General features: G+C 54.9%; 19 protein-coding genes and 1 riboswitch. Of the genes, 9 read left to right on the top strand and 10 right to left on the bottom strand.

Going from position 1 to position 20,125, the window contains the following annotated elements:
* Position 1 precedes the first annotated feature (1 nt).
* From mraZ to leuO, 5 genes are all read right to left on the bottom strand, one after another.
* Positions 2-460, bottom strand: coding sequence for a division/cell wall cluster transcriptional repressor MraZ (gene mraZ, locus ABR39_RS07075; RefSeq protein WP_021240528.1), 459 nt, complete (start codon positions 458-460; stop codon positions 2-4).
* A 601-nt stretch (positions 461-1,061) separates the two neighbouring features.
* Positions 1,062-2,069 carry a catabolite repressor/activator gene (gene cra, locus ABR39_RS07070; RefSeq protein ID WP_014168621.1) on the bottom strand — a complete coding sequence of 336 codons (1,008 nt, stop codon included), beginning with the start codon at positions 2,067-2,069 and terminating at the stop codon, positions 1,062-1,064.
* Between the two features lie 179 nt (positions 2,070-2,248).
* Positions 2,249-2,740 (bottom strand): acetolactate synthase small subunit, encoded by a 492-nt coding sequence (gene ilvN / locus ABR39_RS07065; RefSeq protein WP_008501994.1) that lies wholly within the window; start codon positions 2,738-2,740, stop codon positions 2,249-2,251.
* Between the two features lies 1 nt (position 2,741).
* Complete coding sequence (ilvI, locus tag ABR39_RS07060; RefSeq protein WP_047346344.1) at positions 2,742-4,466, bottom strand: acetolactate synthase 3 large subunit; 1,725 nt, start codon at positions 4,464-4,466, stop codon at positions 2,742-2,744.
* 367 nt (positions 4,467-4,833) lie between these two features.
* Positions 4,834-5,778, bottom strand: a complete 945-nt coding sequence (gene leuO / locus ABR39_RS07055) for a transcriptional regulator LeuO (RefSeq protein ID WP_047346343.1) — start codon at positions 5,776-5,778, stop codon at positions 4,834-4,836.
* Between the two features lie 607 nt (positions 5,779-6,385).
* Here leuO and leuL point away from each other — a divergent pair.
* From leuL to leuD, 5 genes are all read left to right on the top strand, one after another.
* The gene (leuL, locus tag ABR39_RS26370; RefSeq protein WP_071530973.1) at positions 6,386-6,472 is read left to right on the top strand and encodes a leu operon leader peptide; all 87 of its coding nucleotides are present in this window, start codon (positions 6,386-6,388) and stop codon (positions 6,470-6,472) included.
* A 91-nt stretch (positions 6,473-6,563) separates the two neighbouring features.
* Positions 6,564-8,135, top strand: a complete 1,572-nt coding sequence (leuA, locus tag ABR39_RS07050) for a 2-isopropylmalate synthase (RefSeq protein ID WP_047346342.1) — start codon at positions 6,564-6,566, stop codon at positions 8,133-8,135.
* Entirely contained in the window at positions 8,135-9,226 is a 1,092-nt protein-coding gene (gene leuB, locus ABR39_RS07045) for a 3-isopropylmalate dehydrogenase (protein ID WP_047346341.1), read from the top strand. The genes leuA and leuB overlap by 1 nt, the downstream gene beginning before the upstream one ends.
* 2 nt (positions 9,227-9,228) lie before the next feature.
* The gene (gene leuC / locus ABR39_RS07040; protein ID WP_047346340.1) at positions 9,229-10,629 is read left to right on the top strand and encodes a 3-isopropylmalate dehydratase large subunit; all 1,401 of its coding nucleotides are present in this window, start codon (positions 9,229-9,231) and stop codon (positions 10,627-10,629) included.
* A gap of 10 nt (positions 10,630-10,639) precedes the next feature.
* Positions 10,640-11,245 carry a 3-isopropylmalate dehydratase small subunit gene (gene leuD / locus ABR39_RS07035; protein WP_047346339.1) on the top strand — a complete coding sequence of 202 codons (606 nt, stop codon included), beginning with the start codon at positions 10,640-10,642 and terminating at the stop codon, positions 11,243-11,245.
* A 92-nt stretch (positions 11,246-11,337) separates the two neighbouring features.
* Here the strand turns inward: leuD and ABR39_RS07030 are convergent, their stop codons facing one another.
* The 3 genes from ABR39_RS07030 to sgrT form a co-directional block, all read right to left on the bottom strand.
* A complete protein-coding gene (locus ABR39_RS07030) occupies positions 11,338-11,490 on the bottom strand; it encodes a Hok/Gef family protein (protein WP_010427008.1) in 153 nt (50 codons plus the stop codon).
* Positions 11,491-11,706: 216 nt separating this feature from the next.
* On the bottom strand, positions 11,707-12,885 hold the full coding sequence (locus ABR39_RS07025; RefSeq protein WP_047346338.1) for a sugar efflux transporter: 1,179 nt from the start codon (positions 12,883-12,885) through the stop codon (positions 11,707-11,709).
* Positions 12,886-13,005: 120 nt separating this feature from the next.
* Positions 13,006-13,158, bottom strand: a complete 153-nt coding sequence (sgrT, locus tag ABR39_RS24120; protein ID WP_032672519.1) for a glucose uptake inhibitor SgrT — start codon at positions 13,156-13,158, stop codon at positions 13,006-13,008.
* Positions 13,159-13,246: 88 nt separating this feature from the next.
* Here sgrT and sgrR point away from each other — a divergent pair, with 88 nt between their 5' ends.
* From sgrR to thiQ, 4 genes are all read left to right on the top strand, one after another.
* On the top strand, positions 13,247-14,902 hold the full coding sequence (sgrR, locus tag ABR39_RS07020) for an HTH-type transcriptional regulator SgrR (RefSeq protein WP_047346337.1): 1,656 nt from the start codon (positions 13,247-13,249) through the stop codon (positions 14,900-14,902).
* Between the two features lie 36 nt (positions 14,903-14,938).
* Positions 14,939-15,039, top strand: a riboswitch (TPP riboswitch).
* Between the two features lie 31 nt (positions 15,040-15,070).
* Positions 15,071-16,054, top strand: a complete 984-nt coding sequence (gene thiB, locus ABR39_RS07015; protein WP_047346336.1) for a thiamine ABC transporter substrate binding subunit — start codon at positions 15,071-15,073, stop codon at positions 16,052-16,054.
* Entirely contained in the window at positions 16,030-17,640 is a 1,611-nt protein-coding gene (gene thiP / locus ABR39_RS07010; RefSeq protein WP_047346335.1) for a thiamine/thiamine pyrophosphate ABC transporter permease ThiP, read from the top strand. The genes thiB and thiP overlap by 25 nt, the downstream gene beginning before the upstream one ends.
* Entirely contained in the window at positions 17,624-18,325 is a 702-nt protein-coding gene (thiQ, locus tag ABR39_RS07005) for a thiamine ABC transporter ATP-binding protein ThiQ (protein ID WP_047346334.1), read from the top strand. Before thiP ends, thiQ begins: the two co-directional genes overlap by 17 nt.
* A gap of 43 nt (positions 18,326-18,368) precedes the next feature.
* On the opposite strand, the gene ABR39_RS07000 is transcribed toward thiQ, so the two are convergent.
* Together ABR39_RS07000 and araC are read right to left on the bottom strand one after the other, a co-directional pair.
* Positions 18,369-19,136 carry a DedA family protein gene (locus ABR39_RS07000; protein WP_047346333.1) on the bottom strand — a complete coding sequence of 256 codons (768 nt, stop codon included), beginning with the start codon at positions 19,134-19,136 and terminating at the stop codon, positions 18,369-18,371.
* Positions 19,137-19,254: 118 nt separating this feature from the next.
* On the bottom strand, positions 19,255-20,100 hold the full coding sequence (gene araC, locus ABR39_RS06995) for an arabinose operon transcriptional regulator AraC (RefSeq protein WP_047346332.1): 846 nt from the start codon (positions 20,098-20,100) through the stop codon (positions 19,255-19,257).
* Positions 20,101-20,125: the final 25 nt, after the last annotated feature.

The following is a 20,125-nucleotide window of genomic DNA, read 5'->3' as shown; positions in this document are numbered from 1 at the left end:
TTTATAGAGACAAGTCCTGCAGCCGTTCCGATAATGTCGCGGAATCAGACTGCTCAGCGTCGATATCTTCCTTGACCTGTTGATACCAGGTCGTTTCATCCCACAGTTCAAACTTGTTGAACTGCCCGACCAGCATCACTTCTTTGGTCAGACCGGCATGTTGCCGTAACACAGGCGCAATTAGTAATCGCCCTGCGTTATCCATCTGACATTCACTGGCATGTCCCAATAACAACCGCTGCACGCGGCGTTCCTGCGGGTTCATGCTCGACAGTCGCGACAGCTTTTGCTCAATAATTTCCCATTCAGGCAGGGGGTAAAGCAGCAGGCAGGGGGAGTTAATGTCAATGGTGCAAACCATTTGACCCGCAGCGTTCTCAATCAGCTGGTCGCGGTATCGGGTTGGTACCGATAAACGCCCTTTGCTGTCGAGATTGACTAACGTAGCTCCACGGAACATGCCAGTCTCACCCCTCCTCACCACTTTAACCCACAAATTCCCACCTAAAGGAGTTTACGGAGCGAGGGAAAAGCTTGTCAAGCCAGGACTCTCCCTGTAAGGACCCGGAAGCCCTCTATTTACAGAGATAAACACTCCTGGTTAATAACTGCACAACTGGCGAGGCAAAATTAACGTTATGAATATTTGTAAGAAAAAAACCGAATATGCACACTAGCGTTAAAGCTCACTCAATTTCATCGCAGATAAATATAAAGTGTCAGTTTGCGACGCGGGCAGCATTTTATGACAGATTCTCAGGGGATAACAGCGCCAGATTCACTCAGGCACCCGGTAAGCGCGGCGGTTGCCGTGTTAGCTGGCAAAGGAGGAGGAAAAACGTCTGAATATTCATCGACCGGAGAGGGTTTGTAACAAAATAATACAAAAATAGCCGTTTTAAATTGCTCAGACGTTCTTTAAAGAACAATTTAGAAGCCAAAACGAATTAAGAAAATTAGGTGATTATGAACCCTCAAGAATTATCCTAATTTCTCTCCGGGAATTATGCACACGAATTATTGCGGCAAAACGGGGGCAGATTTCGCCGCCCCGGTCATTTTCATTTATGACGGCTTAAAATTCCGCGATGGTAAAGATTACGTTTGATACGCGTCAGGCCCGGCTTCGGCTTACGGGGTTCATCCAGACTCGCCAGCACAATCTCCAGTACGCGTTCAGCCACGTCACGGTGACGCTGTGCTACCGCCAGCACCGGGCACTGGAGGAAGTCGAGAAGCTCGTTATCCCCGAAAGTAGCGATGGCCAGGTCGGAAGGGAGTTTACCTTCGCGACGTAAGGTCACATCCATCACCCCCTGCAAAAGCGCAAACGAGGTGGTGAACAGTGCCTGAGGCATCGGGTGCGTTTCCAGCCATTTCTCGAACAGCTGCGCAGCGGCCTCACGCTCGTAGCTGTTGGCATAGAGGTAGTGAACCTCGCGCGGATCGTCTTTCCAGGCAGTTCTGAAGCCCTGCTCACGCAGGAAGCTCACAGAAAGCTCAGGCAACGCGCCAAGATAAAGCACGGTTTCCGCCGGGAATGTTCTTAGCTCTGCGGCCAGCATTTCTGCGTCATCCTGATCGGCACCCACTACGCTTGTGAAATGCTCGCGGTCCAGCGCGCGATCCAGCGCAACGATCGGGAACGGGTCGTTCGCCCAGCGCTGGTAGAACGGATGCTCTGGCGGTAAGGAGGTCGACACGATAATGGCATCCACCTGACGCTGGAGCAGATGCTCAATGCAGCGCATCTCGTTATCCGGCTGATCTTCCGAGCAGGCAATCAGCAATTGATAGCCGCGCTGGCGCGCCTGACGTTCAAGATAGTTGGCGATACGGGTATAGCTGGTGTTTTCCAGGTCCGGGATCACCAGACCAATAGAGCGGGTGCGCCCGGCACGCAGGCCGGCTGCGACAGCATTCGGATGGTAGTTATGTTCACGAACCACCGCCATAACTTTTTCAACGGTCTTATCGCTGACACGGTACTGCTTTGCTTTACCGTTAATCACATAGCTGGCCGTTGTTCGTGACACGCCGGCTAGCCGGGCGATTTCATCCAGTTTCACAATTGCCCCTTAAAAAAAGAAAAGAGTCCATGGCCCTGTCAAGGTTATGGTTAAATCTTTTAACATCTAAACGCAGAAAAGCTTCCGCGGCAACCGCTTTTATCTGCGTTGTCGGCTGATTACGCAAAAAAAAGCCCGGCTTTGGTGACCGGGCAGAAAGAGGCGAACCTTTTTGACAACTAACGCATGATTTTCTCGCCGCGTGACAGACCCACTACACCCGATCTCGCCACCTCAACAATTTTTGCTACATCCCGCACGGACGCCAGGAAGGCATCCAGCTTGTCGCTCGTCCCTACCAGTTGAACCGTATAAAGAGAAGGCGTGACGTCGATAATCTGTCCGCGGAATATATCCGCATTGCGTTTGACTTCTTCACGCCCGTAGCCACTGGCCTGAATTTTCACCAGCATGACCTCACGTTCAACGTAGGCCCCCTGCCCCAGCTCGCTCACGCGCAGCACGTCGACCAGCTTATGCAGCTGTTTCTCAATCTGCTCCAGCACTTTGGCGTCGCCGACGGTTTGGATCGTCATGCGCGACAGCGTTGGGTCTTCCGTCGGGGCGACGGTCAGGCTTTCAATGTTGTAGCCCCGCTGCGCAAAAAGCCCAATGACGCGCGACAGTGCGCCAGACTCGTTTTCCAGTAAAACAGATAATATCCGGCGCATATCAGGTTCTCTCCGTTTTGCTTAACCACATTTCATCCATACCACCACCACGAATATGCATCGGATAAACGTGCTCGGTCCCATCAACAATGACATCCATAAAGACGAGGCGGTTGTTTTTAACATGCTCAAGCGCTTCAGCGAGCTTCGTTTCCAGCTCGGCCGGATCGGTCACCCGCATGCCAACATGGCCGTAAGCTTCAGCAAGACGAACAAAATCCGGCAGCGATTTCATATATGACTGTGAATGACGGCCAGAATAGATCATATCCTGCCACTGCTTCACCATACCGAGATAGCCGTTATTCAGGTTCAGCACGAGAACCGGCAGTTCATACTGCAGCGCGGTAGAGAGCTCCTGAATGTTCATCTGGATACTGCCGTCCCCGGTTACGCAGACGACGGTTTCATTCGGCAGCGCCAGCTTCACGCCCAGCGCGGCGGGCAAACCAAAGCCCATCGTTCCTAAACCACCCGAGTTGATCCAGTGTCGTGGTTTATCAAACGGGTAATACAGGGCGGCAAACATCTGGTGCTGACCCACGTCTGAGGTCACATATGCCTCACCCTTCGTCAGTCGCCACACTGCTTCGATGACCGCCTGCGGCTTAATATTTTCGCTCTGCGTGTCATATTTCAGACACTGGCGTGCACGCCACTGTTCAATTTGCTGCCACCAGTCGCGGATCTCATCCAGCGGCTGGGTCGCGGTCTCCTGGGCCAGCAGCTCCAGCATTTGCTCCAGAACCTGCCGGGCATCACCGACGATCGGCACATCCGCCGACACCGTTTTTGAAATGGATGTGGGATCGATATCAATGTGCAGCACGGTGGCGTTCGGGCAATACTTCGCCAGGTTATTAGTGGTGCGATCGTCAAAACGCACGCCAACGGCAAAGATCACATCAGAATGGTGCATCGTCATGTTGGCTTCATAGGTACCGTGCATACCCAGCATACCCAGCGCCTGACGGTGGGTGGCGGGAAACGCCCCCAGCCCCATCAGCGACGACGCAACAGGGAGGTTCAGCTTTTCAATCAGTTCACGAAGCTGGACTTCACAGGCTGAATTGATCGCCCCGCCGCCAACATAGACGACCGGTTTTTTGGCTGCCAGAAGCGTTTGCAACGCACGCTTGATCTGACCTTTATGACCCTGCGTGGTTGGGTTGTAAGAACGCATGCTCACCGATTCTGGCCAGACATAAGGCAGCTTGTTTGCCGGGTTCAGTATATCTTTGGGTAGATCGACCACCACCGGTCCCGGACGCCCGCTTGCCGCCAGCCAGAAGGCTTTTTTCAGCACGCCAGGGATATCTTCGGTTTGCTTGACCAGGAAGCTGTGCTTCACAACGGGACGCGAAATCCCGACCATGTCGCACTCCTGAAACGCGTCGTAGCCAATCAGTGAGGTCGCCACCTGCCCGGAGAGGATCACTAGCGGGATAGAGTCCATATACGCCGTGGCAATGCCGGTAATGGCGTTTGTCGCGCCGGGACCAGACGTGACCAGGACCACGCCCACTTCCCCCGTTGCACGCGCCAGGCCGTCAGCCATGTGTACCGCCGCCTGCTCGTGACGAACCAGAACATGGTCAATGCCCCCTACCGTATGAAGCGCATCATAAATATCAAGGACCGCGCCGCCAGGGTAGCCGAACACTTGCTTCACGCCCTGATCGATCAGTGACCGAACGACCATTTCCGCGCCAGACAACATCTCCATGCTTTGCCTCCAGGCATTTTGTTATAGACGGACTGCCGAACTCATTTCCGCACCGTCTTACGAATCTTATATTTTGCAGAGTGTTCTTTACCTTAACCGCTCGTTATGAGGCAGGCAATTAGCAAACCCGGGGAGATAAACGGTGCGTAAAGCAGAAAAAGCAGCCGTTAACAGAAGATATGGTTAATTCATCTGGGAATAGAGGATGGGATGATTAATCATCGCTGAAAAGCACGACAACGCAGAAAATCATCTATTTTTGCGCACCGGATAGCAGCCCTAAAAAAATCACAATAGAATAAAATAGCAATTATCTAAAAAAATTCAGGATAAACCACATAAACCAATGCGGTTTATCCTGATACGTTTATCGGCGACAGATGCCAACCAGCAGCTCTTCCATCCACTGATGCCCTTTATCCCGGCCCGCCGCTTCATGCCAGGAAAGGTAACAGGTTCGGCTATTTAGCTTGAGTGGCAGAGGCAGAATTTGCAGATTTAACGATTCTGAAAACTCTTCTGCCAGCCAGCGCGGCGCAATCGCCACCAGCTGCGTCTGGGAGACTACGTTTAATACGCTGACCATTGCCATTCCCTGATAGGCCACACACGCCTGTTTGTCTGCTGTGTCATACCACGGCAGGCTAAAGGAAGCATATCTGTCGAGTGCAACAACGGCGTGCTGCTCATTATAAACATCATTTTCTCGTAACGGAGAAGTCAGGCGCGGATGTTTTTTACTGGCGACCAAAACCATTTCATCTTTAAACAGCGGCACGCAGGAAAATTCAGGTCGACGGAACTCTTCATATCCCAGGACGAATTCGATCTCCTGATAGCGCAACTGATGTTCTGTGTTTTGATTGAGGGATGATTTAAAAACCAGATTGATATTTGGCGCGATCTCTTCAACTTTATTATAAATAATCGATGTTAAATAATTATCTAATGGGCTGCAGACACAGAGATGAAAGACTCGCTCGCTGCTTAAGGGTTCAAACCCCGACCCCGGCAGTTCATTTTGTACCAACTGCAGCGCCTGGCGGATTGAGCCGAATAACTGGAATGCACGCGCCGTGGGCTGGATCCCCCTCCCGTAACGAACGAACAGTTCATCGTTAAACATGACCTTAAGCCTGGCGACGGCATTACTGACGGCGGGTTGTGACATCCCCAACGTTTGTGCCGCGCGGGTGATATTCTGTTCCTGCATGACAGCATCAAACACCGTCAGAAGATTAAGGTCCACCGTGCGTAACTGTGGTTTAATCCCATCCGTAGTTTGAGGTTGTTTAATATTATTTTCTGGCACTTCAGACTCCACTGTCACGCTACACTCCCTTTGCCAACGTATTGTAACAATCTCGAAAAATATGATTTATCATGCAAATATGGCCAGCGAAAGAGAATTGTTTAAAATTCGGAATATATAAAGACACTAAAAGAATGAAAAATAAAAACACGTAAATGATATGATTAACTTTAGGATTGAGATGAAACCATAAACCAAACAAATATACAATTACCCCTTGGTTAATGATGACTTAAGTATTATTAAACTGTTATAACTGACGCTCTACAGTAAGTTAACAATCTGTTATCTCTGTTCATTTTTTAGAGAGTCTAAAATGATTCACTGAACTTACAACTTAATGATATTAAAACCCTTTAAGCATAAAGCATTCATGGCAACGTACTTTGCTCAATTTAAACGAATTATATTAATTTATTTCTGCAACCTTTTTCCCAGTCCAAAATTAGACAATTAGTCGGGTCGTAAAAGTAAAAACCAGCACAATTCGCTAAAGCAGACAGCCTGTGTGTTCAGCCTGCCGGGGCCGTTTTTATCCTTAGGGGTTGACATGAACGGCCGTATCCAGTACCACTAAAAATACATTGAATTTAACGGAGCACGATTCATGATTCGCACCATTCGTTTCACCGGTCTACTACTACTAAACGCATCCACTGTGCGCGGTAGACTGGCGGGCGAAATTCAGCGTTGAATCGTCACCAGTAAGACTAAAAACCCGCGCCACTGCGCGGGTTTTTTTATGCTCGTAGCAAGGCGCCCTAAGACTGACAAGGACCTAACCCATGAGCCAGCAAGTCATTATTTTCGATACCACTTTACGAGACGGTGAACAGGCATTACAGGCAAGCCTGAGTGTAAAAGAGAAACTGCAGATCGCGCTGGCTCTTGAACGTATGGGTGTCGACGTGATGGAAGTCGGTTTCCCGGTTTCGTCTCCGGGTGATTTCGAATCCGTCCAGACTATCGCCCGCACCATCAAAAACAGCCGCGTGTGTGCCCTGGCACGCTGTGTAGAGAAAGACATCGACGTTGCGGCTGAGTCGCTGAAAGTCGCCGAAGCCTTCCGTATTCATACCTTTATTGCGACCTCGCCGATGCACATCGCAACCAAATTGCGCAGCACGCTGGATGAGGTTATTGAACGTGCGGTGTATATGGTAAAGCGCGCACGCAACTATACCGATGACGTTGAATTCTCCTGTGAGGATGCAGGCCGTACGCCGATTGACGATCTGGCGCGTGTTGTGGAAGCCGCCATTAACGCAGGTGCGAAAACCATCAACATTCCGGACACCGTCGGCTATACCATGCCGTTTGAGTTCTCCAACATCATCACCGGCCTGTATGACCGCGTACCAAATATTGATAAAGCGATTATCTCCGTTCATACCCATGACGATTTGGGCCTGGCCGTTGGCAATGCCATTGCCGCGGTACACGCTGGTGCACGTCAGGTAGAAGGCGCGATGAACGGCATCGGCGAACGCGCAGGTAACTGCTCGCTGGAAGAAGTGATCATGGCGATCAAAGTGCGCAAAGATATTATGGACGTGCACACCCGCATCAATCACAACGAAATCTGGCGCACCAGCCAGACCGTCAGCCAGATTTGCAACATGCCTATTCCGGCCAACAAAGCAATTGTCGGTACCGGCGCCTTCGCGCACTCCTCCGGTATTCACCAGGACGGCGTGCTGAAGAACCGCGAAAACTACGAAATCATGACCCCGGAATCCATTGGCCTGAACCAGGTACAGCTGAACCTGACCTCCCGTTCCGGCCGTGCGGCGGTAAAACACCGTATGGAAGAGATGGGTTATAAGGACAGCGATTACAACATGGATCAGCTGTACGACGCCTTCCTGAAGTTGGCCGACAAAAAAGGTCAGGTGTTCGACTATGACCTGGAAGCGCTGGCCTTTATTAACAAGCAGCAGGAAGAGCCAGAGCATTTCCGTCTGGATTATTTCAACGTGCAGTCCGGCTCCAGCAACATCGCCACCGCCTCGGTCAAACTGGCCTGCGGTGATGAAATTAAAGCAGAAGCCGCTAACGGTAACGGCCCTGTCGATGCCATCTACCAGGCAATCAACCGCGTCACCGAGTACGACGTTGAGCTGGTGAAATATGACCTGACGGCCAAAGGCCACGGTAAAGATGCACTGGGTCAGGTCGACATTGTTGTTACCCACAATGGCCGTCGTTTCCATGGCGTGGGTCTGGCGACCGATATCGTCGAATCCTCCGCAAAAGCGATGGTGCATGTTCTGAACAACATCTGGCGCGCCGCCGAAGTCGAAAAAGAGTTGCAACGCAAAGCTCAGAATAAAGAGAACAACAAGGAAACCGTGTAATGTCGAAGAATTACCATATTGCTGTGTTACCGGGCGACGGTATTGGCCCGGAAGTGATGGCACAGGCGCTGAAAGTACTGGAAGCCGTTCGCTCGCGTTTTGCGATGAAAATCACCACCAGCCACTACGATGTTGGCGGTATTGCGATTGATAACCACGGTACGCCATTGCCGAAAGCCACCGTTGAAGGCTGCGAAAATGCCGATGCCGTCCTGTTCGGTTCCGTCGGTGGCCCGAAATGGGAACACCTGCCGCCAGCAGAGCAGCCAGAGCGTGGCGCGCTGTTGCCGCTGCGTAAACATTTCAAGCTGTTCAGCAACCTGCGTCCGGCGAAGCTGTATCAGGGTCTGGAAGAGTTTTGCCCGCTGCGCGCCGATATCGCCGCCAACGGTTTCGACATTCTGTGCGTGCGTGAACTGACCGGCGGGATCTATTTCGGTCAGCCAAAGGGACGCGAAGGCAGCGGCCAGCATGAAAAAGCGTTCGATACCGAGGTGTATCACCGCTTCGAAATTGAACGTATCGCCCATATCGCCTTTGAGTCTGCGCGCAAGCGCCGCCATAAAGTGACCTCTATTGATAAAGCGAACGTCCTGCAGTCTTCCATTTTGTGGCGCGAGATCGTCAGCGAAGTCGCTAAGCAATACCCTGACGTTGAGCTGTCGCACATGTACATCGACAACGCGACGATGCAGCTGATCAAGGATCCGTCTCAGTTTGACGTCCTGCTGTGCTCCAACCTGTTCGGCGATATTCTCTCGGACGAATGCGCAATGATTACCGGCTCCATGGGCATGCTGCCATCGGCAAGCCTGAACGAAGAGGGCTTTGGCCTGTACGAGCCGGCAGGCGGCTCCGCACCGGATATCGCAGGTAAAAACATTGCCAACCCGATTGCGCAGATCCTCTCTCTGGCCCTGCTGCTGCGCTACAGCCTGGATGCAGGTGATGCAGCAACCGCAATTGAGAACGCCATTAACCGGGCGTTAGAAGAAGGCGTCCGTACCGGTGATTTAGCACGCGGCACGGCGGCAGTCAGTACTGATGAAATGGGCGACATTATTGCCCGCTATGTCGCGCAAGGGGTGTAATCATGGCCAAAACCTTATATGAAAAATTGTTTGATGCGCACGTTGTTTACGAGGCACCAAACGAAACCCCTCTGCTGTACATCGACAGACATCTGGTACACGAGGTGACCTCTCCTCAGGCGTTTGACGGCCTGCGCGCGCACAAGCGTCCGGTTCGTCAGCCGGGCAAAACCTTCGCAACGATGGATCACAACGTTTCCACCCAGACCAAAGACATTAACGCGTCCGGTGAGATGGCGCGTATCCAGATGCAGGAACTGATTAAGAACTGCAACGAGTTTGGCGTTGAGCTGTACGATCTGAATCACCCTTATCAAGGTATCGTCCACGTGATGGGGCCAGAGCAAGGGATTACCCTGCCGGGCATGACCATCGTCTGCGGTGACTCCCACACCGCGACGCACGGCGCGTTTGGTGCCCTGGCGTTCGGGATTGGTACCTCTGAAGTTGAACACGTGCTGGCTACGCAGACCCTGAAACAGGGACGTGCCAAAACCATGAAGATTGAAGTGAAGGGAAAAGCCGCGCCGGGTATCACCGCAAAAGACATCGTGCTGGCGATCATTGGTAAAACCGGCAGCGCAGGCGGTACCGGCCACGTGGTGGAATTCTGCGGCGAGGCCATCCAGGCGCTGAGCATGGAAGGCCGCATGACCCTCTGCAATATGGCCATTGAGATGGGCGCAAAAGCTGGTCTGGTCGCGCCAGACGACACCACCTTCGACTATGTGAAGGGCCGTCTGCACGCGCCGAAAGGCCAGGATTTTGACGATGCTGTCGCGTACTGGAAAACCCTGAAAACCGACGACGGTGCCAGCTTCGATACCGTGGTTACCCTGCAGGCAGAAGAGATTGCCCCGCAGGTGACCTGGGGGACTAATCCGGGCCAGGTGATTTCCGTCAACGACAGCATCCCTGACCCTGCCTCGTTCGCCGATCCGGTCGAACGCGCCAGTGCGGAAAAAGCGCTGGCCTATATGGGACTGAAGCCGGGCATCCCGCTGACCGACGTCACCATTGATAAAGTCTTCATCGGCTCATGCACCAACTCCCGTATCGAAGATTTGCGCGCCGCCGCCGAAATTGCAAAAGGCCGCAAAGTGGCACCGGGCGTGCAGGCTCTGGTTGTTCCAGGCTCCGGCCCGGTGAAAGCCCAGGCGGAAGCCGAAGGCCTGGATAAGATCTTTATCGACGCGGGCTTCGAGTGGCGCCTGCCAGGCTGCTCCATGTGTCTGGCCATGAACAACGATCGCCTGAATCCGGGCGAGCGCTGCGCCTCCACCAGTAACCGTAACTTTGAAGGCCGTCAGGGCCGCGGTGGGCGCACCCATCTGGTCAGCCCGGCAATGGCCGCCGCTGCGGCAGTCACCGGCCATTTCGCCGATATTCGCAGCCTGAAATAAGGAGACAATCATGGCAGAGAAATTTACCCAACATACAGGCCGGGTTGTCCCCCTGGACGCCGCTAACGTCGATACTGATGCAATCATTCCTAAGCAGTTTTTGCAGAAAGTCACGCGTACCGGTTTTGGTGCACATCTGTTTAACGACTGGCGTTTCCTTGATGACAAAGGTGAAGTGCCTAACCCGGAGTTCGTTCTGAACTTCCCGGAATACAAAGGCGCCTCCATTTTGCTGGCGCGGGAAAACTTTGGCTGCGGTTCATCCCGTGAACACGCGCCGTGGGCCCTGACCGACTACGGTTTTAAAGTGGTTATCGCACCGAGCTTCGCCGATATCTTTTACGGCAACAGCTTCAACAACCAGCTTCTGCCCGTCACGCTGAGCGACGAACAGGTTGATGAGCTGTTCGCCCTGGTGCAGGCGAATCCGGGTATTTCGTTTGAAGTGGATCTGGAAGCGGAAGTGGTGAAGGCTGGAGATAAGACCTACAGCTTCAGCATTGATGCGTTCCGTCGTCACTGCATGCTGAACGGTCTGGACAGTATTGGCCTGACGCTCCAGCACGAAGACGCCATCTCAGCGTACGAGAAAAAACAGCCTGCATTTATGAGCTAAAGGCAATGGCCCGCAAAAAGCGGGCCATTGATAATGGTGCGTTGAGGCTCAACCGCTCTGGAGAGGCGGGGCAACGTCCCCCGCCAATACCGCTAACGTTTTGCTTCGTAAGCCAACACCGCCGCCAGCTCCGTTTTCTCCTGTCTGAAATGCAGCTCACACAACGAGTCGCGCACCATCCAGGTGAAGATCAACAGCGTCGTACAGATCAGAAACAAACCTAACAGCAGAGTACGTTTTGGCATTCCAGCCTCCTTATTGCTTTTCGGCAATGAAGAGACTAACCTCGCAATGTCGGTAGTGAAGTTAGTCTCCCCATCAGTTTTTTGATGTGGGACTCTCCACTGTTTGCCTCTTGCGAAAGCCTGAGGCAAACAGCCTCAAGCACCCGCCACGCACTCTATTCCCCTTCTTCGTACCTGTCAGAAAGTCGTTCCATTTCGTGAAGCCGTCTTCCAGAATCAAACATCCTTGACCCGGCAGGTCAGCCCAAGCGTAACCACCGAAATCGCCGCAATCATCCAGTAAACCGAGGCATGGCCATAGCTTTGCGCCAGCGCCCCCTGAATCACCCCCGCCAGAATGACCCCCGTCGAAATACTGTTGGTAAAAAGCGTGGTCGCCGAGCCGGCGCGGCCTGGCATGAGGTCCTGGAACCAAAGCATGCCGATCCCGGCAACAATGCCAATAAACACGGCGTTGAACAGCTGCAGCGCCAGCAGCGCTTCGCGCGAATGGAAAAAGATCAGCCCCACGTAAAACAGCACGCCAGCTGCCACGGCGACAACCATCATCCGACGCTTTCCGAAACGCTTAACGTAATAACCCGCCAGGATCATAGCCGGAATTTCCAGGCCGGCCGCGGTGCCCATTAAGATCCCGGCGAGCTTGTCCGGCAAGCCCAGTGAGCTGCTGATCCACAGCGGCATGTCGATGATGTACATGGTGTTGCAGGTCCACATCAGCGTGGAGGCAATAAACAGCATGCGGACGTTTTTGTCCTGCCAGCCGCTCACCTGAGTAATCGGTTTATCCGTCGTTTGCTCGACCCGAGCCACGGACGGCAGCGCAAAAGCAATCAGCGCCAGGCTAATGACAAAAATCCCTGCCGCAATGGAAAACATGGCGGTAAAGCCATAGTTCAGCGCCAGCATGAAGGCCAGCGGCGGGCCGATGACCCACGCCAGCGAGAGCTGGGCACGCATCACCGAGCTGAACATCACCACTTCCCGCGCCGAGTTATCCGCATATTCACGTGCCAGGGCGAAAAGCTGCGGCATGGCGGTGCTCGCCAGCGACGCCAGCAGCACGCCACAGGTAATGAGCGTCAGGTAATCACGATTGAACGCAAAGAGCAGCGCGTTGCCCACGGCCATGGCGCAGCAAAAGAGGATCAGCTTACGCCGGTCGCCCTGGCTGTCCGATCGTTTCGCCAGCGCGAGGCTAACCAGGATCCCGGCAATGGCGTTGACGGTATAAAACAGCCCCACCCAAAACGGCTGCGCGCCCACCTCGCGGCTGAGGAACAGGCTCAGGGTCGGCGCCTGTAGCGCCCCCGCCACGCCCATCATAAAGGCCACCAGCATAAAAGCGGCATAGACGCCGTTCAGGCGTCGCCCCATCGTCATCAACCAGAGCATGCGCAAGTCCTTGTGAAAGCGAATCGAAACCGGGTGAAAGAATAAACGAAAAAAGCCAGCAAAAACATTTTGCTGGCGGGTGATAAGCACCAATACTCAGTCACACATGATCGAGGCGAGTTAGCGAGAAGAGGTCGGTTTCGTAACGTCCCACTGCATCAGGTCTTCCAGAATTTTCAGCCGTTGCTCTGCACACTGGCGGGCCAGCCAGGACGTTCCTTTTGTCGCTGAAAAATAGTGCTGATAAAACTGACGTGCGGTAGACCTCTTCATAATTTACCTCCTCACTTCATCGGTAAGGATTATTGGCTTAATATAGGGATTAATAAATTGCTGATTTTTTGTCAGGAGTTCCCCTTTTATGCCTTCCGGTCGACTGCAACAACAATTCATCCGCCTCTGGCAGTGCTGCGAGGGGCAATCGAAGGAGACCACGCTGAACGAGCTGGCCGACCTGCTTAGCTGTTCCCGCCGCCATATGCGCACGCTGCTCAACACCATGCAGCAGCAGGGCTGGTTAAGCTGGGAAGCGGAGGCGGGACGCGGCAAACGCTCGCGCCTGACCTTCCTGTATACCGGGCTGGCGCTGCAGCAGCAGCGCGCCGAAGATCTGCTGGAGCAGGACCGTATTGACCAGCTGGTACAGCTGGTGGGCGATAAAGCCGCCGTGCGCCAGATGCTGGTTTCGCACCTCGGACGCAGTTTCCGCCAGGGCCGCCATATCCTGCGGGTCCTCTACTATCGGCCGATGAAAAATCTGTTGCCCGGCACGGCCTTACGCCGCTCAGAAACCCATATGGCCCGGCAAATCTTCAGCGGGCTGACGCGGATAAATGAGGAAAATGGGGAACTGGAAGCGGATATCGCGCACCACTGGCAGCAGCTTTCCCCGCTTCACTGGCGATTCTTTTTACGCCCCGGCATCCACTTTCACCACGGACGCGAGCTGGAAATGCGCGACGTTATCGCCTCTCTGGAACGCGTCCGCAAGCTGCCGCTCTACTCGCATATTTCGCGCGTGCACTCCCCAACGGCATGGACGCTGGATATTGAGCTGTCCCAGCAGGACAAGTGGCTTCCCTGGCTGCTGGGCTATGTGCCGTCGATGATTTTGCCCGGCGAGTGGGAGTCGATGAACAATTTTGCCAGCCAGCCGATTGGCACCGGCCCCTACTCTGTCTCCCGCAATAACAACAACCAGCTGAAAATCCGCGCGTTCGACGACTATTTTGGCTATCGGGCGCTGATCGACGAAGTGAACGTGTGGGTATTGCCGGATCTGAATGAAGAGCTGAGTGCAGGCCTGACGCTGGAAGGCCCTACCACGGGAGAAAAAGCCGTGGAGAGTCGCCTGGAGGAGGGATGCTACTATCTGCTGTTTGATGGCCGCACCCATCGCGGGGCAAACCATGAGGTACGTAAGTGGATCAGCCACGTTTTATCCCCCTCCAATCTCATCTACCACGCGGAAGAGCAGTACCAGACCTACTGGTTCCCGGCGTACGGCCTGCTTCCGCGCTGGCACCACGCCCGCCCGGCACGCTGCGATAAACCCGCAGGGCTGGAGTCCATCACCCTGACCTACTACCGCGAACACGTGGAGCATCGTTTTATCGCCAGGATCATGACCAGACTGCTGGCAGCGGAGGGGGTCAGGCTGGACATCAATGAAGTGGACTATGACGAATGGCATCAGGGGGAACTGACCAGCGATATCTGGCTGAACAGCGCCAACTTCACCCTGCCGCTCGATTTTTCATTATTCTCACACCTGTATGAAGTTCCGCTGATCCAGCACTGCATCCACCGCGACTGGCAGCAGGATGCAGCCCTGTGGCGCGCGGGCGAAATGAATCTTGCCGTATGGTGCCAGCAGCTGCTGTCTGAACAGGCGATCGTCCCCTTGATACACCACTGGCTGATGATCCAGGGACAGCGCAGTATGCGCGGTTTGCGGATGAACACCCTGGGCTGGTTTGATTTCAAATCGGCCTGGTTTGCGCCGCCGGAACCATAACGCTTTCGTAATATTCACCAAATCATTACAATAGCGCCGTTCTCAACGGGGTGCTGCATCACAGATGTGCGCTGAGATAATACCCGTCGAACCTGATCCGGATAACGCCGGCGAAGGGATTTGAGGCTGTCGCTCAAAATCCTTTGCCACTCAACTTTGAGGTGCAAAGTGTTAAAAAAAGCTCTTCCCCTGCTGGCGCTGTTTGCGCTGCCTGCTTTTGCTAAGCCCGTTCTGACGGTCTACACCTACGACTCTTTTTCTGCAGACTGGGGCCCTGGCCCGGTCGTCAAAAAAGCCTTTGAAGCTGACTGTAACTGCGAACTGAAGTTTGTGGCGCTGGAAGATGGCGTGTCGCTGCTCAACCGTCTGCGCATGGAAGGTAAAAACAGTAAAGCCGACGTGGTGCTCGGCCTGGATAACAACCTGCTGGACGCCGCCTCGCAAACCAAACTGTTTGCCAAAAGCGGCGTAGCGGCAGATGCCGTTAACGTGCCGGGCGGCTGGAAAAACGACACCTTCGTGCCGTTCGACTACGGCTACTTTGCTTTTGTTTACGACAAAAACAAGCTGAAAAACCCGCCGAAAAGCCTGAAAGAGCTGGTAGAAAGCGACCAGAAATGGCGCGTCATTTATGAAGACCCGCGCACCAGTACGCCGGGCCTGGGCCTGCTGCTGTGGATGCAGAAAGTCTACGGGGATAAAGCGCCCGAAGCGTGGCAAAAGCTGGCCGCCAAAACCGTGACGGTGACCAAAGGCTGGAGCGAAGCCTATGGCCTGTTCCTGAAAGGCGAAAGCGACCTGGTGTTGAGCTACACCACCTCCCCGGCCTATCACATTATCGCCGAGAAGAAAGACAACTACGCGGCTGCTGATTTTGCTGAAGGGCATTATCTGCAGGTGGAAGTGGCCGCGCGCACCGTCGCCAGCAAACAGCCGGAACTCGCAGAAAAATTCCTGAAATTTATGGTTTCGCCCGCGTTCCAGAACGCCATTCCTACAGGTAACTGGATGTATCCCGTCACGAACGTTGCGCTGCCATCAGGTTTCGAGCAGCTCACCAAACCAAAAACCTCGCTGGAATTTACGCCGCAGCAGGTCGCCGCGCAGCGTGCAGCATGGGTAAGTGAATGGCAACGCGCCGTCAGCCGCTGATTCCCGGCTGGTTACTGCCCGGGCTGCTCGCCGCCATAGTCATGGTGGCGGTCAGCCTGGGGGCCTTTCTTGCGTTGTGGTTTAACGCGCCAGAGAGTGACCTGCCCGCACTCTGGCACGACAGCTATCTCTGGCACGTCATTCGTTTCTCCTTCTGGCAGGCGTTTCTTTCTGCCCTGCTGTCGGTGATCCCGGCTATTTTTCTTGCGCGAGCACTGTATCGGCGGCGTTTTCCCGGCAGGCAGGCACTGCTGCGCCTGTGCGCCATGACGCTGATCCTGCCCGTGCTGGTGGCAGTATTTGGCATTCTGAGCGTTTACGGTCGCCAGGGCTGGCTGGCTTCCCTGTGGAGCCTGCTTGGTCTTGAATGGACATTCTCCCCCTACGGGCTGAAGGGCATTCTGCTGGCGCACGTGTTTTTCAATATGCCGATGGCGACACGCCTCTTTTTGCAGGCGCTGGAGAACATTCCCGGCGAACAGCGTCAGATTGCCGCCCAGCTTGGCATGCGCGGCGCGTCATTCTTCCGCTTTGTCGAATGGCCATGGCTGCGCCGCCAGCTTCCCCCCGTGGCGGCATTAATCTTTATGCTCTGCTTCGCCAGCTTCGCCACCGTACTTTCACTCGGCGGCGGACCGCAGGCGACGACCATTGAGCTGGCGATTTACCAGGCGCTGAGTTACGACTACGATCCCGGTCGCGCCGCGCTGCTGGCGATGGTGCAGATGGGATGCTGTCTTGCGCTGGTGCTGCTGAGCCAGCGACTGAGTAAAGCCGTTCCCCCTGGCAGTAATCAAATAACCGGCTGGCGCGATCCGCAGGACAGCCTGCACAGCCGCATCACCGATTTTACCCTGATCGCCCTTGCGCTCCTGCTGCTGCTGCCGCCGCTGATGGCCGTTGTCGTTGACGGTCTTAACCTCAATCTCCTGTCCGTCCTGCAACAGCCTATCCTCTGGCAGGCCACCGGAACCTCGCTTCGTATCGCACTGGCCGCTGGGCTGCTGTGCGTCACGCTGACCATGATGCTGCTGTGGAGCAGCCGGGAACTCCATGCCCGACAGGCGCAAAAAGCCGGACACGCGCTGGAGCTGACAGGCATGCTGATTCTCGCCATGCCGGGGATCGTGCTGGCGACGGGCTTTTTCCTGCTGTTCAACAGCACCATCGGCCTGCCGGAAAGCGCCGACGGCATTGTGATTTTCACCAACGCCTTAATGGCCATTCCTTACGCGCTCAAGGTGCTGGAAAACCCGATGCGCGACGTCAACGGCCGCTACGGTTTGCTCTGTCAGTCGCTGGGGATGCGGGGCTGGCAACGGCTGAAGGTGGTCGAACTGCGCGCGCTAAAACGTCCGCTGGCGCAGGCGCTGGCGTTTGCCTGCGTGCTCTCAATGGGTGATTTTGGCGTCGTGGCGCTCTTCGGGAATGACAATTTCCGCACCCTGCCCTACTGGCTGTATCAGCAAATCGGCTCCTACCGCAGCCAGGACGGCGCGGTTACCGCGCTTTTACTGCTGCTGCTGTGCTTTGCCTTATTTACCGTTATCGAAAAACTTCCGGGGCGTGATGTTAAAACTGACTGATGTAACCTGGCTCTACCAGCATCTGCCGATGCGCTTCACGCTCTCCGTGCGCCAGGGAGAGATGATTGCCGTGCTTGGTCCAAGCGGTGCGGGAAAAAGCACGCTGCTTAATTTGGTGGCGGGATTTCTGCAGCCGGCAAGCGGATCGATAGTCATTGAAAACCGCGACCACACCCATACGCCGCCTGCAAAACGCCCGGTCTCCATGCTGTTTCAGGAAAACAACCTGTTTACCCACCTGACGGTGCGGCAGAACATCGCGCTGGGGATGGATCCGGGGCTCAAGCTTAACGATGCCCAGCGTCAGAAGCTGGCGATCATTGCCACGCAGATGGGGATAGACGGGCTTATCGACAGGCTGCCGGGAGAGCTTTCCGGCGGCCAGCGTCAGCGCGTGGCCCTGGCGCGTTGTCTGGTACGCGAGCAGCCGATCCTGCTGCTGGATGAACCGTTCTCGGCGCTCGATCCCGCTCTGCGCCAGGAGATGCTGGCGCTGGTGCAGGATGTCTGTCAGCGCCAGCAGCTAACGATGCTGATGGTTTCGCACAGCATTGAGGATGCCGCGCGGATTGCACCGAGATCGGTGGTTATTGCCGAAGGGCGGATTGCGTGGGATGGAAAAACAGAAGAGCTGCTGAGTGGTAAAGCGGGGGCATCTTCGCTGTTGGGCATTCCTGCGGCCTGATGCCCTCACCCTGCCCCTCTCCCACAGGGAGAGGGAAAAGTCCTTAACGGCTGACCACTTTTAATAAAATCTCGCCATATACCGGCATCAGCGGGTGGCGAATCAACGCCACCAGCGCCACCACGGCCACACCCAGCGTCAGCGGGGCCAGCCAGAGCAGGCGAGTACGCGGGAGGTAGCGCGTCAGGCGATCGATATTCGCTTTTCCGCTGCGCCACAGCCGCCAGCACAGCCATGCCGCCAGCCACAGCAGCAGCGCCGTGCCCAGCAGCAGCCATTTAAACTCACCGCTCTGCATACCGTCAGGAATATCGATGGCTGCCCCCGCGAGGATCCCCGGCAGGAAGTAGAACGGCGGCCAGAAAACGCAGCCGATAATATTCGGTACCACAAACTTGGCGACCGGCAGATCCAGCATCCCGGCGACCATAGGAACCAGCGGACGCGTTGGCCCGACAAAGCGGCCGACGAGGATGGTAAACATGCTGTGCTGGTGCAGCGCATGCTCGGTCTTATCCAGCAACGCTTTGTTTTTTTTCATAAACGACCAGCGGTGCAGCGGCTTCTTAAAGCGCCAGCCCAGCCAGAACGAGATCCAGTCGCCCAGCAGGCAGCCGATAATCCCGGCCAGCCACGCCTGCCAGAAATTAACCTCACCGCTGCCAATCAGCGCACCAAGCCCCGCCATCATTACGGTGCCGGGCAGGATTAACCCCACAAGTGCCAGCGATTCCAGAAATGCCACCAGCGCCACGGCGATGAGCGAATACATAACGGACTGGGTAATAAAGTGTTCCAGCAATGCCTGCATAACTATTCCGGTCAGAAAACGAATCAGCGATTCTGCTTAGCGCCCCGCACCGCGTCAAGGCAACAATTGTCTGAATAGTTTACAAGATGCTCCTGAAGTTCACCTGAATGTTTACCGTTCATTCACATCCCGCGCGAAATTCGCTCGGGCTGGCACCGGTGCATTTTTTAAATACGCGAGAAAAATAGAGCTGATCTTCAAAGCCCACGTTGCGCCCCACGGTGGCAATCGGCATCCGGGTGGTGCTGAGCAGAAGCTTCGCCTGACTGATGCGCTGATCCTCACGCCAGCTCAACACGCTGACGCCAAGCTGCTGGCGAAACAGATGCGACAGCCGCGACGGCGACAGGCAAACGTGCTGGGCGACGCTGGCAATATCAAACTGGCTATCGGCCAGATGGTCACTGATGTACTGGCAGGCGTCGCGCACGCGGTTATCCAGCGGCGGATTCAGCGACGCGTTAATGGCCTCCATCCGTCGCAGAAGCAGTTGTTCAAGCAGGTTAATCGCCAGCAGTTCGGCATAGCGCCCTCCTGCCTGGCCCGCCTCAATTATCTGGGCAAAAAGCTCGCGAAACTGCGCCAGATGAACCTCATCCGGGCGATAAAAACCGGTATGCGCAAAAATAGCCGGCCACGAAAGCCACTCCTGCCAGTAGGCGCGAGGACGGAAGTAGACCCACTGGTGATACCACTCTTTGGCGTCAGGGTGGCGGCCGTAATGGTGGATCTCCCCCGGCGGAAAAAGCAGGATATCACCAGGGCGGCAGATGAACTGCTGGTCACCGTTCTTGATGATCCCTTCCCCTCGCACGGTCAGGTTGAGAATATATCCTTTCATCCCGAGCGGTCGGTCGACGTAAAAATCGAGATATCCCTCAGCCTCGATAGGGGTCAGTCCCGCCACAAGGTGCGCGTTAAACGAGTATCCCGGCAGCAGGGGATCGTTTTGCGTTTCGGCCATAGATTCAGTTCTCCCAAGGGTCCTG

Source organism: Enterobacter genomosp. O, from assembly GCF_001022965.1.
GTDB lineage: Bacteria > Pseudomonadota > Gammaproteobacteria > Enterobacterales > Enterobacteriaceae > Enterobacter > Enterobacter cloacae_L.
The sequence above is the reverse complement of the archived record's forward strand: the minus strand, read 5'-3'. Positions and strand labels throughout refer to the sequence as shown.